This is a genomic window from Gammaproteobacteria bacterium (assembly GCA_032250735.1).
Taxonomy (GTDB): Bacteria; Pseudomonadota; Gammaproteobacteria; order SZUA-152; family SZUA-152; genus SZUA-152.
Window position 1 is genome coordinate 26,255 of record JAVVEP010000027.1, and the last position, 13,528, is coordinate 39,782.

A 13,528-nucleotide genomic window follows, 5' to 3' on the forward strand; every position below is an offset into this window, starting at 1 on the left:
TTGTTCGGGTGTCGCTTAATTAATGGTCTTCTTTACGAAGGGAAAGACGTCAGTAAAGCCCAGGATATCGGTGGCGAGCAACACCAGAAAGATGAACACCGCAGTGCCGAGAATGCCGCTGCCGGCCGGCAGCTGATTCAGCTGTTCGGTGAGCGTGGCGACTTCCTGATCCGTGAGGGTGGCAATGCGGGCCTGCAGCTGTTGCGGGTCGACACCGGCCTGTTCCAGCTGGGCCACCAGGTCGTCACGCTGCAGCAGGGAGGCAAGCTGGGCGCGGTCCTGCTGGGCCCGCGCCTGGTCCATGATTTGCGGTGTACCGATCATGGCGGCCTGGGTCATGGGGATAAAGCCGCTTATCGATACAAACATCAGTAACAGTACTTTTGCCGTTGCACGGGTAATGGCTTTGGACATATTCATGTTGTTCACCTTTATTTAGTGATGGAGGGTTATTTATTGATGAAGGGTTGCTGATGCGTGCCGGTTGGTTTTTTATCTTCTGTGCCAGCGCGCCATTTATAGTATAGCTCTACCAAGTAGAATAATTCCCATGGCACATCTTATGGCACATCCGTTGACGGAACCGCAAGGGATATGTCGGCGTGTAACAACCGCTTGTTATGATCCGCTCAACCGGTGGGTGTAGGTTTGTGCAGTTTTCGATCAGGAGCTGTGGTAAAGTATCTCTAAATGGATAAGTGACCGGTCTCCCCGAAATGGGCGGCCCTGATCAGTGACACGGGCCACGGTCGATTCCGGCGCTGCTGGGGATGGCCGGCAGCGATAAGTATATTTATGGTTGCCCAGATGAAACTGATAGTGTACGGTTGCGCGCGCACGGCTTTGGGCGGCAATGAAGGCGGGCCTACGAACGGGTATCCTGCCATGTTTGTCCTTCTCGGCAGCGATGGCAGCGGCGAGGATGGCGTGGCGGGATTATTGAATGAAGGAGTGATGCATTGCTGAGTGTTTCTGCTCCCGGTGTTGCGTTGCGGTGATAGAAGGGCGTCTGACAACGTCTGAAGTATAGAGGCATGTGGTAATGGAGATTAAAGAACGGGACGTTCAACATTCGCCCGTATTGAGCAAGGTTCTGACCTTGCTGGGGGATTTGAAACGTTCACCGTCAGGCGCCATCATTCATGGACACATCGAGCAGATGTTGTCCGAAATGGAGAGCGAGCACCGCAGGACGGAAGAGGCATACGCCAGTTTTCTGGATATGTTGATGGAGGCCTGTATCTCGCAGATACCGGCGGATTCTCCCTTGCATACGCATTTGCGGCTGGTGCAGTTGCGCCTGATGCCGCCCCTGTCTGTCTCCGAACTGGGGGTGCTGAATCGATCCGTGGAGGCCATCGCGGACGAGCTGGTGCAGTCGAACAGCTTTAATGGGGATGATCTGGCCCCGGCCCTGGGCCCGGTGATCGAGCGCTTTGGCGGGCCAACCCAGGCCGTTACCCCCGCCCGCCAAACCCCGCCCCCCTCGCCGCCACCCCAGCCGGTGGAGAGGCGCGCGGTGCCGCGGCCTCCCGCAGATAATCCAGCGCATGACAGCAGCGAGTCCGTCACCGATTTCAAGGTGAACAGCGCCTATCGTGCGCACCTGGATGAAAAGCGCGAGGAGATGCAAAAGCTGCAGGCCGATTTTGTGGCGCAAATGGGCGAGGCGGTGGCCGAGAACGACAGTTTCGGCAGGCTGCTCAACGATGCCCTGGCGACGCTACAACAGGCCTCCGCCATTGACGATCTCGAAATGCGCCGTTGCGAACTGGTGCAGACCTTGGAGGCGATGACGGAGGGGCATCAGGCGTTGGGGAATAAATTCACCCGCGCCCAGGAATATCTCAGCATTATTGAGGACGACAACCTGCAGCTCAGCGAAGAGCTCGATCGTGTGCGCCTGCTGAGTCTGACGGATGAGCTGACGCGCCTGCCGAATCGCCGCGCCTTCATGCGGCGTCTGGAGGATGAGGTCAGCCGCGTGCAGCGCCACGGGTTTCCTCTGAGTCTGGTGTTGATAGATCTGGATTTTTTCAAGCGCATCAACGATTTGCGTGGGCATGCGGCGGGTGATGATGTGTTGCGCGCCTATTCCGATGAGGTGCTGTCGATCTTTCGTCACCACGATCTGGTGGCCCGCTATGGCGGCGAGGAATTTGCCGTCCTGCTGCCCAATACGGCACAGGAAGGTGTGGTCTGCGCCCTGGGCAAGGTGCGCCGGCGTGTTGCCGAGGTGACCAAGGTGAGGGGGACCGATGCCGTGGTGTTGCCGACCTTTTCCGCGGGTGTGGCGCAATTCCAGGCCGGCGAGACCCCCAGCAGCCTGATCGAGCGCGCCGATGCTGCGCTGTATGCCGCCAAACGCAAGGGCCGGGATTGCACGGTGGTGAGTGGTCTCGATACGGATCAGCAGGCCAGGGCGCATTAGCCCGTAGCCGTACCGTTGCCCGCCTGATCACGCCGGGTGCCTGCCCCAACCGACCGACATCACCGAAGCCAATGGCGGCGAAAATTTCCCCTATGGACCATCGCCGGCGCTCGCATCCGGCGAGCCGATGAAGGCGCACCCTGTTTTTATAGGGACTATCGGCGCGGTGCCTGTTCCCGTCTCTCCCCCTGATTCCCTGTCGTCCCTGCGTCCGGCATCTTATCGTTTATGGCGCTGTGTCTGCCTGGGTGCCCATCTGGCTGCCGGGCGGGGTGTCAGATTGGGTGACCTCGTTGCCGGCATGGGCTAGGCTTCTGCAAATGAATACCTCCAACACAGATATCGCTGCGCTGGCACAGCGGGTGGGCGAGGCCTTGCTCGCCCGTGGCTGGCGGCTGGCGACGGCCGAGTCCTGTACCGGAGGCGGTATCGCGGCGGCGCTCACCGATATCGCCGGCAGCTCGCAGTGGTTTGAGCGGGGGTTTGTCACCTATTCCAACGAGGCCAAACAGGAGATGCTTGGCGTGTCGGCGGCGACGCTGAGCCGCCATGGTGCGGTGAGTGAGGCGACGGTGCGCGAGATGGTGATGGGGGCCCTGGCGCAGAGTCGGGCCGAGATGGCGGTGGCGGTGAGCGGAATCGCCGGACCCTCGGGCGGCACCGCGGACAAGCCGGTGGGACTGGTGTGTCTGGCCTGGCTGGTTGCGGGTACAGAGCCGGTGGTGCGCACCGCGCATTTCAGCGGCGACCGGGCCGCCGTGCGTGCGCAGACGGTGAGATCCGCCTTGCACGGTGTGCTGGAGTTGCTGGATGACCAGGCCCCCGCCTAACCCCCCAGATCCGGCCGATAGTGATCCCCGGGACAGGCCTCAGCGCCTGTTTTTTGCCCTCTGGCCTGACGGTGCGCTGCGCCAGCGGCTGGCGGACTGTGGCCGGCCGCTGCTGCAGGCGGTGCAGGGCCGGCCGGTAGCCATGGAAAATCTGCATATCACCCTGGTCTTTCTGGGTGACGTCGATGCGCAGCAGCAGGCGTGTCTTGAGGGGCAGGCCACGACGTTCGCGGAGGGTCTCGCCTGCCCGCCGTTTGAGCTCAGGCTCGATCAGTTCGGCCACTGGCCCCGCCCCCGGGTCTTGTGGCTGGGCGCTGGCGAGACACCGGCGCCACTGAGCCTGCTGGTCGAGCAGTTGTCTACGGGGTCCAGGGAATGCGGGCTATCGCCGGAGACCCGCCCCTATCGGCCACACCTCACCCTGATGCGCAAGGTGACCCGCGTGCCGGTCGGGCTGCTGGAGGCACCGTTTGCCCCCCTGTCATGGCCGGTCAGCGGCTTTGTGCTGGTGCGCTCCGTTGCCCGGCCGCCGGGGGTGACTTACGAGGTACTGCGGGAGTGGTCGCTCCGTCGTGACTACTGAAAGGCCCAGCCGGCAAAGGCCTCGACCTCATCCCGGTTGAGGACGACCAGCGGGTGGGCATTGGGGTTCATGCTGTGATCGACCGTGGTATCCACGGCGAGGCGTTGTAGCACGTAGGCGATCAGGGCGCGCCGCACCTGCAGCTCGATACGCCCCTCTGTATGGTGATAATCCATCAGCAGGCGGGCGCGCTTTTGCGGGTCGAGCAGCGGGTGGGGGCTGAGCTGCAGGGTCACCAGCTCGCTCCAGTCATCATCGTACTGGGCGCTGGATTCGGCGGGCTCTGTCAGCATGCGGGCGGCGGTGAAACGCGAGAGCACAAAGTCCCGAAAATCGTAGGTCTCTTCATTGTAGGCGCGAAGGTGCCAGCGCAGCCCGGTGTTGACCAGGGCATGGGGCTCCAGTAGCCGTTCCTGGCTGCTCTCCGGGTCTACCTCACGCCCCGAAAGTGAGTGATAACTTACCTGTAGTTTGCGGCCCTGTTTGATGGCCCGAAGGATCTGGGCCAGTATCTCGCGCCCCGGCAGGCGGGTGGGCAGGGGCAGGGATTCCGTGGGAACGCCATACAGCGGTTGATCGCCGTAGGGGCCGTCTGCCGTCGCCAGATTGGCGGCGATCATGGACAGGATGGTGTCCGGGGCAAGCTCGCTGAAGTGGGGCTGGAAGCCCTCGGCGGGCACAAACCCAAATACGCTGTGGCGGTAGATCAGGTTGTCCGGCACCAGCTCATTGTAGAGCTTCAGATCCTTGGTGGCGGCGGCATCGGAGATGCCAAAGGCCCTGGCAAGGTCGCTGCGGGTGATGACGCCGGTGTAATAGGCCATGATCTCGATGTGCTGGAGCCGCTGGCGGGTCCCCCATTTGATATCGCTCATCATCCTGGCCATTGCAATCACACCCCTTTGTCGGCTTGCCGCAGAAATCCCGGGAAGTATATCGGTGATTGCCACGCCTGTCTCTGTAGAATTTATAATGGGGTAATAAATAGCAAGGTGATAAAAAGTATTGACAGCGTTAAATGTAGCGTCTACAGTCTGCCCCAGTTACCGGATATCCGCAGCCGTAACGGGCGGGTGGACGGGATGACACAACGAATCAGTGACAGACAGTTAAACCAGGAGGAGAGGATCATGGCGGCAGACGACAAGAAAAAGGCATTGAGCGCGGCACTGGGGCAGATCGAGAAGCAGTTTGGTAAGGGCTCGGTGATGCTCATGGGTGACGCCAGCGCAAACCGTGATATCGAGACGGTGTCCACGGGTTCGCTGGGACTGGATCTGGCGCTGGGGATAGGCGGGCTGCCAAAGGGTCGCGTGGTGGAAATTTACGGGCCGGAGTCGTCCGGTAAAACCACCCTGACCCTGCACGTGATTGCCGAGATCCAGAAGCAGGGCGGCACGGCGGCCTTTGTGGATGCCGAGCACGCGCTGGACCCCTCCTATGCCGAAAAGCTGGGCGTGAATGTGGATGAGCTGCTGGTGTCGCAGCCGGATACGGGTGAGCAGGCCCTGGAGATCACCGACATGCTGGTGCGCTCCGGCGCGGTGGATATCGTGGTGGTGGATTCGGTTGCCGCGCTGACGCCGAAGGCGGAGATTGAGGGTGATATGGGTGACCACCATGTGGGCCTGCAGGCCCGCTTGATGTCACAGGCCCTGCGCAAGCTCACTGCGAACATCAAGCGCACCAATACCCTGGTAATCTTCATCAATCAGATTCGCATGAAGATCGGGGTGATGTTCGGCAATCCCGAGACCACCACCGGTGGTAATGCCCTGAAATTCTATTCCTCGGTACGCCTGGATATCCGCCGCATCGGTGCGGTGAAAAAGGGTGAGGAGATCCTGGGTAACGAGACCCGCGTCAAGGTCGTGAAAAACAAGGTGGCGCCGCCCTTCAAGAAGGTGGAATTCGACATCCTCTATGGCGAGGGGATTTCCCGCGAGGGAGAGATCATCACCCTGGGTGTGCAGGAAGGCATTATCGACAAGAGTGGCGCCTGGTACAGCTACAATGGTGACCGCATCGGTCAGGGTAAGGACAATGTACGGGCCTTCCTCAAGGAAAATCCGGCGATTTCCGAGGGTATCGAGGCCCAGATCCGCGCCCGGCTGCTGCCGGCTGCGACGGGGACCTCGAAGGCCGCGAAGGCCGCAGTCGACGCCGCAGATGAAGCGGCAGACGAGGCCGCCGAGGCAGAGGCGTAACGGAGATGGGCCGGCGTTTCGGCGGCATGAGTAGTGAGGACTCACGGAATGCGGTAGCATCGGCCGACCCGGCGCTACCGCAGGCGTCATCAGCGGAAACGGCCGACAAGGAGCTGCGCAAGACGGTGCGTAAAAAGGCCATGGACTTGCTGATGCGCCGCGAGCATTCGGTGGCCGAATTGCACAAAAAGCTGGGTGACAGGGATTACGCTGCCGACATCGTGGCCGCCGTGGTTGGGCAGCTGGCGGACGAGGGCCTGGTGAACGATGCACGGTTCACCGAGGCGTTCGTGCGTTATCGGTGTAATCATGGTTATGGCCCGCGACGCATCCAAAGTGAATTGCGCGAACGCGGTGTGAGTGAGAAAATACAGTCCACCTACCTCGATATCGGGGATCCCCAGTGGTTTGAGCAGGCGGCGCAGGTGAAGAGCAAGCGCTTCGGGGCAGATTTGCCGGACGATTTTAAGGAACGGGCCCGTCAGGCCCGTTTTCTTCAGTACCGGGGATTTACCAGCGACCAGATCCGCGAGGTGCTGGATGACAGTTAAGAGTGGATAACCAACATCAAAGGGCAGGCTGAAACCAGACAATGAAAAGTGCAGAGATTCGCAAACTGTTTTTGGATTATTTTCGTCAGCATGGCCATGAACTGGTGGCCAGCAGCTCGTTGGTGCCCGCCAATGATCCCACCCTGTTGTTTACCAATGCCGGTATGGTGCAGTTTAAAGAGGTCTTTACCGGCCAGGACAAGCGCAGTTACAAGCGCGCCACCAGCACCCAGCGTTGTCTGCGTGCCGGCGGTAAGCACAATGATCTGGAAAACGTGGGTTATACCGCTCGCCACCACACCTTTTTCGAGATGCTGGGTAATTTCAGTTTTGGCGATTATTTCAAGCGTGAGGCGATCCAGTTTGCCTGGGAGTTTCTCACCGAGGTCGCCAGGCTGCCGGCGGACCGCCTGTGGATCACCATCTATTCCGAAGACGATGAAGCCGCCGATATCTGGTTAAACGAAATCGGCGTCGATCCCTCCCGTTTCTCGCGCATTGGTGACAAGCCCGGTGGCAGAGAACACGAAAGTGATAACTTCTGGTCCATGGGTGACACCGGCCCCTGTGGTCCCTGCTCGGAAATTTTCTATGATCATGGTGCTGATGTGGCCGGCGGCCCGCCCGGCACACCGGAAGAGGATGGTGATCGCTACATCGAAATCTGGAATCTGGTGTTCATGCAGTTTGACCGGGATGCGGCGGGCAACATGAATCCCTTGCCCAAGCCCTCGGTCGATACCGGCATGGGCCTGGAACGTCTTGCCGCGGTCTTGCAGGGCGTACACAACAATTACGACACCGACCTGTTTCAGCCCCTCATTGTCGCCATCGCCAAACTGGCCGGGCATGAAGATCTCACCAATACCTCGTTGCGCGTTATTGCCGACCACATCCGCGCCTGCGCCTTTCTGGTGGTGGATGGTGTGGTGCCTTCTAACGAGGGGCGCGGTTATGTGCTGCGCCGCATTATTCGCCGCGCCATCCGGCATGGTCACAAGCTGGGCCTGCGGGAGCCGTTTTTCTTCAGGCTGGTGGCGACCTTGTGTGACGAAATGGGTGAGGCCTATCCGGAACTGCTGAAAGCCAAACCACAAGTAGAGCGTGTCCTGAAGCAGGAAGAAGAACGTTTTGCCGAAACCCTGGATCATGGGATGGGCATCCTGGAAGAGACGATGGCGAATCTTTCCGGCAAGGAAATTTCGGGTGAGACCGTCTTCAAACTTTACGATACCTACGGCTTTCCGGTTGACCTGACTGCGGATATTGCGCGGGAACGTGGCTTGAGTCTGGATATGCAGGGTTTCGAGGCGGCGATGGATGCGCAGCGCGAACGCGCGCGCGCGGCAAGCAGCTTTGGCGTTGCCTCAGGTGTTGGGCTAACAATAAGTGGCCAGACAGAGTTTACCGGTTATGAGCACTTGCAGGACAGTGGCAAGGTAGTGGCCATGTTCCGCGATGGCGCGGCGGCAGAGACCCTGACGGCGGGGGATGAAGGCCTGCTGCAACTGGATCGCACGCCATTTTATGCGGAATCCGGCGGACAGGCCGGCGACCATGGTGTGCTCACCATCGGCGACGCGCGGCTTACCGTGCTCGACACCCAAAAGCAGGGCGATGTGTTTTTGCATCAGGTGCGGGTGCAGTCGGGTAGCGTGGCTGTCGGTAAAAGTGCCGAGGCGCAGGTGGACGCCCAGCGTCGGCAAGATACCGCCTGCAATCACTCCGCAACCCATCTGTTGCACGCAGCCTTGCGTCAGGTGCTGGGGGAGCACGTGCAGCAGAAGGGCTCGCTGGTCGAGGCCGAGCGTCTGCGTTTTGATTTTTCACATTTTGAGGCGATCAGCCCTGAGCAGCTGGCGGCGATCGAGGCGCTGGTTAATGCGCAGATCCGCGCCAACCTGGCGGTGGAAACCCGGCTGATGTCGCAGGATGAGGCCGTTGCCTCGGGTGCGATGGCGCTGTTTGGCGAGAAGTACGGTGACGTGGTGCGCGTGCTGCGCATGGGCGATTTCTCGGTGGAGCTGTGTGGTGGCACACATGTCACACGTAGCGGCGATATCGGTCTGTTCAAGATTATCTCCGAGGCGGGTGTCGCGGCCGGTGTGCGTCGTATCGAGGCGGTGGCGGGCGAGGCGGCGCTGCGTTATATCGGTGAAACCGAAAAGAATCTGGCGCGGATCGCGGGCCTGTTGAAAGCCGATACCGGTAGCGCAGAGACCAGGGTGGCGCAGCTTATCGAGCGCAGTCGTGCGCTGGAAAAGGAACTGGAGCAGCTGAAGGCCAAACTGGCCAGCAGCCAGGGCGGCGATTTGGCGGCCAGTGCGGTGGAGATCGATGGTCTCAAGGTGCTGGCCGCAAAGCTGGAGGGCGCCGATGCCCGCGCGTTGCGCGACACGGTGGATCAGTTGAAGAACAAGCTGGGTGCGGCGGTGGTGATTCTCGCTACCGTGGAAGGCGACAAGGTGAGCCTGGTGGCCGGTGTGACCAAGGCGGAAACCGGTCGCGTGCGGGCCGGTGACCTGGTCAATGTCGTCGCGCAGCAGGTCGGTGGTAAGGGTGGCGGTCGGCCTGACCTGGCGATGGCAGGTGGTAAAGATCCCGCGGGTCTGGATGCGGCCTTGCAGGCCGTGCCGGAGTGGGTGAGATCGCAGTTGAGTGAGCAGTGATCCCCGTCCCTTATGGACGCAGGGTTTGAATGGGCTGTGTTGGAGCAAGGTATTTCTTGTCTATCGTGTAGGAATTGTCCTACAATGAACTTCTGTTGAGTATAAAGTAGTGTTTTATTTACATCTTTGTGACGGACCACTGAAATGTCGTTGATTGTCCAAAAATACGGTGGGACGTCGGTCGGCTCGGTGGAACGCATCGAGCACGTGGCAGAAAAGATTGGCGCCTTTCGTGCACTGGGGCATCAGGTTGTGGTGGTGGTCTCGGCCATGAGTGGAGAGACCAACCGGCTGCTGGAGCTCGCCACGGCGATCGATCCGCAGCCGGGCGGTCGTGAACTGGACGTGTTGTTGTCCACGGGTGAGCAGGTGACGATCGCCCTGCTGACAATGGCGCTGCACAAGCGCGGCGTGCCGGCCCGCTCCTTTACGGGCGGACAGGTACGCATTCTCACGGATATGGCGCACAACAAGGCGCGCATTCTCGATATCGACAAACAGCGGGTGGGTGATGCCCTGGCGGCCGATGAGGTCGTGGTGGTGGCCGGTTTTCAGGGCACCGATGAACACGGCAATATTACGACGCTGGGCCGCGGCGGGTCGGATACCACGGCCGTGGCGCTTGCCGCCGCGCTCAAGGCGGATGAGTGCCAGATCTATACTGATGTGGATGGGGTCTACACCACTGATCCACGGGTGGAACCGAAGGCACGACGGCTGGATCGCATCACCTTTGAGGAGATGCTGGAGATGGCAAGCCTGGGTTCCAAGGTGTTGCAGATCCGCGCGGTGGAGTTTGCGGGTAAATACAATGTGCCGCTGCGGGTGTTGTCCAGCTTTGCAGAGAATATCGATGGGCAAACAGGGACGCTGATCAGTTACGAGGAAGAAGGCATGGAACAGGCGCTGATTTCAGGCATCGCTTTTAATAAGGATGAGGCAAAATTGACGGTGCTGGGTGTGCCGGATCACCCAGGAGTGGCCTATCAGATCCTCGGCCCCGTGGGTGAGGCGAACATCGAAGTGGATATGATTATCCAGAACGTGGGCGCCGACGGCACGACGGACTTTACCTTCACCGTGCATCGCAATGATTTTGTGCGGGCGCAGGCGGTGCTGGATAAGGTCGCCAAAAGCCTGGGGGCACGTGAAGTGAGTGCCGACGACAAGATCGTCAAGATTTCACTGGTCGGTGTGGGCATGCGCTCACACGCCGGTATTGCTGGCCAGATGTTTGAGATCCTGGCCAAAGAAGGCATCAATATCCGCATGATTTCCACCTCCGAGATCAAGATCTCGGTGGTGGTGGATGAAAAGTATCTGGAACTGGGCGTGCGAGCATTGCACAGTGGTTTTGGTTTGGAGCAGTCTGTCGAACTATCGCAGTAGTGGATAGGTCGTAATTGCACACAGGGAAGGTGTGCGATGTGGTGCATAGAAATGCAAAGCAAGACTGCAATTATGAAAGTAAATGCCGATAGCACTTTCTCCGCTACCCCAGGGTGCGCTGGATGATTGCTAGCAAACAAGGAGACAAGCAATGTTAATTTTGACGCGACGCGTGGGTGAATCCCTGATCATTGGAGATGATGTCACCGTGACTGTCCTGGGCGTCAAAGGCAACCAGGTCCGCATCGGGGTGAACGCCCCTAAAGAAGTATCCGTACACCGTGAAGAAATTTACGAGCGTATCCAAAGCGAAAAAGATCCGCAGGGGTCGACGGCCTGAAGTAGACCGTTTCGTCGCAACCGCAAACAAGGCTAATGCTTGTTTGCGGTTATTTTCCTGACTCGAAGGCAATACCCTTTCCGCAGTTTAGTTCGTTGATGCGCGTTTTTACCGTGCCACCATCTTACTTTCAGCAGACGCAGCGACGGATTTATCCGTGGCAGCCGTTTAGTTGTCCCTGTTCGGCGGAAATGGGTTTTCTAATGCCGATATTTCTGGGAGAATAGCGCCCCTGCCGATTTTGCGTGTTGATGTAGACGGTGTATGGAGAGCTGGCCGAGCGGCTGAAGGCGCGCCCCTGCTAAGGGCGTATGGGTTAACGCCCATCGAGGGTTCGAATCCCTCGCTCTCCACCATATTTCTCCATTGGTGGTGGTATATAACTGCTAATGCGAAATGCAGTACGGGTGCGAGGATGCGCAAGCTCGTCACAATTGACAGGCTATAAGCACATCCGCATAATCGCACCTCTTTTCTTACGCGCCCGTAGCTCAGTTGGATAGAGTACCTGGCTACGAACCAGGCGGTCGGGAGTTCGAATCTCTCCGGGCGCACCATAATTGTCAATAAGGTCAGTGACTTACTGGCCTTTTTGATATCTATCATTGCAAAACCTCCGGTTTTTGTATCAATTTTGTATCAACAAGCATTTTTAAAAGATGTCTTCAGGGTGGCATGTGGGCATTTACATGACATTTCATGAATTGAAACTCACGCGCCTTTTCAAACATCGGCTGGAAGGGCGTTTAGCGGTCGTTGCACGACCAAATTCAAATTCACTTGATCTTTGCCAGCACTGACACGATAAGCTCGCTCAGCGCGATCTGAGAGCGTTTGGCGGCACGCTTCAACTGATTGTGTATTTTTCGATCAAGATAGATTTTCACTTCCACCCTTTCCTTTTGCGAATCCCGATACCGCTTCTGCCGTTCAGCATTTGTAAGAGGGGCCAGATCGTTGAGGCGAGGTCGGCCAGGACGACCGGGTAAAGCGTCCTGGGTGTCTTTATCAGCAGGATCTTTCATTGATTTGAATCGTCACGATTTCTAACAATGTATCAATATCTATATGTACTTCAATTGTGCTTTTAAGCATTTTCATGCCCAGCAACATGGCAAAAATATTACTACTAGCATGATCATCTTGTGGATTATTTATAAATTCCTGCCATATTTTTGTGAAGAATTCTGGGACATCTAGTTCTTTTTCTAATGCCGATTCTTGGGTTTTCGCTTTGACATTGCTGTAATCAATCATTTCGTTTCTCCATGTAAAATATAATTAGCACTTGAAATTTCATGAATAAAATAAGAATTAAAACGATCTAAATCATCTTGATCAATAGCATTTAATGAATTTTCATGTAATTCCCGTAATGCACTTTCAAGACGATCTGCTACTTGATTAATTGTTTGTTGGGTTGGATTGGCCATTGTTTTGTTCCCTTTCTTGAGTGTGTAAACAGAATATAGTTACCCCGTAACTTATTGTCAAGGAATTATTTGCATTTATTTAAATTATTTTTCGATTCGCATTGCCAGCATATTCAGACAGATGACCTGGGGAAAGATGTGCGTAGCGCTTTACCATCTCGGTCGAAGACCAGCCACCAAGTTCTTGGAGAACATGCAAAGGAGTTCCATTCTGAATGTGCCACGACGCCCAGGTATGTCGGAGATCATGCCAACGAAAGTTCTCAATACCGGCACGCACTAGAGCTTTTCGCCAGGCATGGTTATTGGCACGGGACACAGGAACATTTTCAAATCGTTTTATTTTTGCGTTCCATTTTTGATAGGTAAAAACAAAGTGTGAATGATTACCTTCCAAATCTTTAAGAAGCGCCTTTGCTTCAAGTGAAAGTGGAACAGTTATTGCCTTGCCTGTCTTAGATTGATCAGAATGGATCCAGGCGACAGAACGACTCATATCAATTTGCGACCAGTTTAATTGAGTAACGTTATTTTCTCGCAATCCCGTGCAAATCGAAAATGAGGCCATATAAGCAAGATGATTGGGTAACTCAGCAATCAATCTCGAAAACTCTACTGTGGTTAAATACCGAATGCGTATTTTTGGCTCTGGCAACATGCGCACGTGTGGTGCCTTATCAAGCCATTCCCAATGATTCTCGGCACGTCGAAGGATTGCCCGCAAAACCTCCAGCATTCTATTGACCGTCGCAGGCTTTACTTTCTCCTGACAGCGAGCTGTCGTGATTTTTTCAATCAAACCGCGATTTATATCGGTAAGCAAAACACCACGCAGGTGAGTATCTAGTTTTTTCAAGTGATGCTTGTCATCACTAAGTGATTTTTTATGAGACTGTTCTTTCAGTCACTGCACAACAGCTTGCGACCAGGTGTAAGAATGACGATATCCAAGTTTTTGAAGGCGCCAGTATTCGACCTTTAATTTGTCGTGAAATTCTTGGGCGGCTATTCGGTCGGAAGTCCCAGCAGATCTAAATATTCGGCTCTTCAGCAGAATCTGTGGGTAAGTTTTGGTTCTGGCAAAGCCCCCAACGT

General features: G+C 56.9%; 15 protein-coding genes and 2 tRNA genes. 10 read left to right on the plus strand and 7 right to left on the minus strand.

Features of this window, described 5'->3' with window-relative positions; genetic code table 11:
• Nucleotides 1-15: 15 nt before the first annotated feature.
• Entirely contained in the window at nucleotides 16-420 is a 405-nt protein-coding gene (locus tag RRB22_13115) for a PA2779 family protein (GenBank protein ID MDT8385345.1), read from the minus strand.
• A 622-nt stretch (nucleotides 421-1,042) separates the two neighbouring features.
• Between RRB22_13115 and RRB22_13120 the strand changes: the two genes are divergently transcribed.
• The 3 genes from RRB22_13120 (at nucleotide 1,043) to thpR (ending at nucleotide 3,844) form a co-directional block, all read left to right on the plus strand.
• Nucleotides 1,043-2,431, plus strand: a complete 1,389-nt coding sequence (locus tag RRB22_13120; GenBank protein ID MDT8385346.1) for a diguanylate cyclase — start codon at nucleotides 1,043-1,045, stop codon at nucleotides 2,429-2,431.
• 320 nt (nucleotides 2,432-2,751) lie between these two features.
• Nucleotides 2,752-3,261 (plus strand): nicotinamide-nucleotide amidohydrolase family protein, encoded by a 510-nt coding sequence (locus tag RRB22_13125; GenBank protein MDT8385347.1) that lies wholly within the window; start codon nucleotides 2,752-2,754, stop codon nucleotides 3,259-3,261.
• Nucleotides 3,242-3,844 (plus strand): RNA 2',3'-cyclic phosphodiesterase, encoded by a 603-nt coding sequence (thpR, locus tag RRB22_13130; protein MDT8385348.1) that lies wholly within the window; start codon nucleotides 3,242-3,244, stop codon nucleotides 3,842-3,844. Before RRB22_13125 ends, thpR begins: the two co-directional genes overlap by 20 nt.
• Here the strand turns inward: thpR and RRB22_13135 are convergent.
• Nucleotides 3,838-4,731: a WYL domain-containing protein gene (locus RRB22_13135; GenBank protein ID MDT8385349.1), complete on the minus strand. Its 894-nt coding sequence runs from the start codon at nucleotides 4,729-4,731 to the stop codon at nucleotides 3,838-3,840. The genes thpR and RRB22_13135 overlap by 7 nt on opposite strands.
• Before the next feature lie 243 nt (nucleotides 4,732-4,974).
• Here RRB22_13135 and recA point away from each other — a divergent pair, with 243 nt between their 5' ends.
• From recA to RRB22_13170, 7 genes are all read left to right on the plus strand, one after another.
• Nucleotides 4,975-6,051: a recombinase RecA gene (gene recA, locus RRB22_13140; GenBank protein MDT8385350.1), complete on the plus strand. Its 1,077-nt coding sequence runs from the start codon at nucleotides 4,975-4,977 to the stop codon at nucleotides 6,049-6,051.
• A 5-nt stretch (nucleotides 6,052-6,056) separates the two neighbouring features.
• The gene (locus RRB22_13145; protein MDT8385351.1) at nucleotides 6,057-6,602 is read left to right on the plus strand and encodes a regulatory protein RecX; all 546 of its coding nucleotides are present in this window, start codon (nucleotides 6,057-6,059) and stop codon (nucleotides 6,600-6,602) included.
• A gap of 41 nt (nucleotides 6,603-6,643) precedes the next feature.
• Entirely contained in the window at nucleotides 6,644-9,271 is a 2,628-nt protein-coding gene (alaS, locus tag RRB22_13150) for an alanine--tRNA ligase (protein ID MDT8385352.1), read from the plus strand.
• A 144-nt stretch (nucleotides 9,272-9,415) separates the two neighbouring features.
• Nucleotides 9,416-10,660 carry an aspartate kinase gene (locus tag RRB22_13155; protein ID MDT8385353.1) on the plus strand — a complete coding sequence of 415 codons (1,245 nt, stop codon included), beginning with the start codon at nucleotides 9,416-9,418 and terminating at the stop codon, nucleotides 10,658-10,660.
• A 151-nt stretch (nucleotides 10,661-10,811) separates the two neighbouring features.
• On the plus strand, nucleotides 10,812-11,000 hold the full coding sequence (csrA, locus tag RRB22_13160; protein ID MDT8385354.1) for a carbon storage regulator CsrA: 189 nt from the start codon (nucleotides 10,812-10,814) through the stop codon (nucleotides 10,998-11,000).
• Nucleotides 11,001-11,266: 266 nt separating this feature from the next.
• Nucleotides 11,267-11,356 (plus strand) — tRNA-Ser (locus RRB22_13165).
• 124 nt (nucleotides 11,357-11,480) lie between these two features.
• Nucleotides 11,481-11,557, plus strand: a tRNA-Arg gene (locus RRB22_13170).
• 219 nt (nucleotides 11,558-11,776) lie between these two features.
• On the opposite strand, the gene RRB22_13175 is transcribed toward RRB22_13170, so the two are convergent.
• The 5 genes from RRB22_13175 to RRB22_13195 form a co-directional block, all read right to left on the minus strand.
• Nucleotides 11,777-12,025, minus strand: coding sequence for a hypothetical protein (locus RRB22_13175; GenBank protein ID MDT8385355.1), 249 nt, complete (start codon nucleotides 12,023-12,025; stop codon nucleotides 11,777-11,779).
• A complete protein-coding gene (locus tag RRB22_13180) occupies nucleotides 12,009-12,257 on the minus strand; it encodes a hypothetical protein (GenBank protein ID MDT8385356.1) in 249 nt (82 codons plus the stop codon). The genes RRB22_13175 and RRB22_13180 overlap by 17 nt, the downstream gene beginning before the upstream one ends.
• Entirely contained in the window at nucleotides 12,254-12,433 is a 180-nt protein-coding gene (locus RRB22_13185; GenBank protein MDT8385357.1) for a hypothetical protein, read from the minus strand. The genes RRB22_13180 and RRB22_13185 overlap by 4 nt, the downstream gene beginning before the upstream one ends.
• A gap of 79 nt (nucleotides 12,434-12,512) precedes the next feature.
• Complete coding sequence (locus RRB22_13190; GenBank protein MDT8385358.1) at nucleotides 12,513-13,289, minus strand: site-specific integrase; 777 nt, start codon at nucleotides 13,287-13,289, stop codon at nucleotides 12,513-12,515.
• A gap of 48 nt (nucleotides 13,290-13,337) precedes the next feature.
• Nucleotides 13,338-13,528, minus strand: a 191-nt coding sequence (locus RRB22_13195; GenBank protein MDT8385359.1) for a hypothetical protein, incomplete at its 5' end; no start/stop codon positions are given.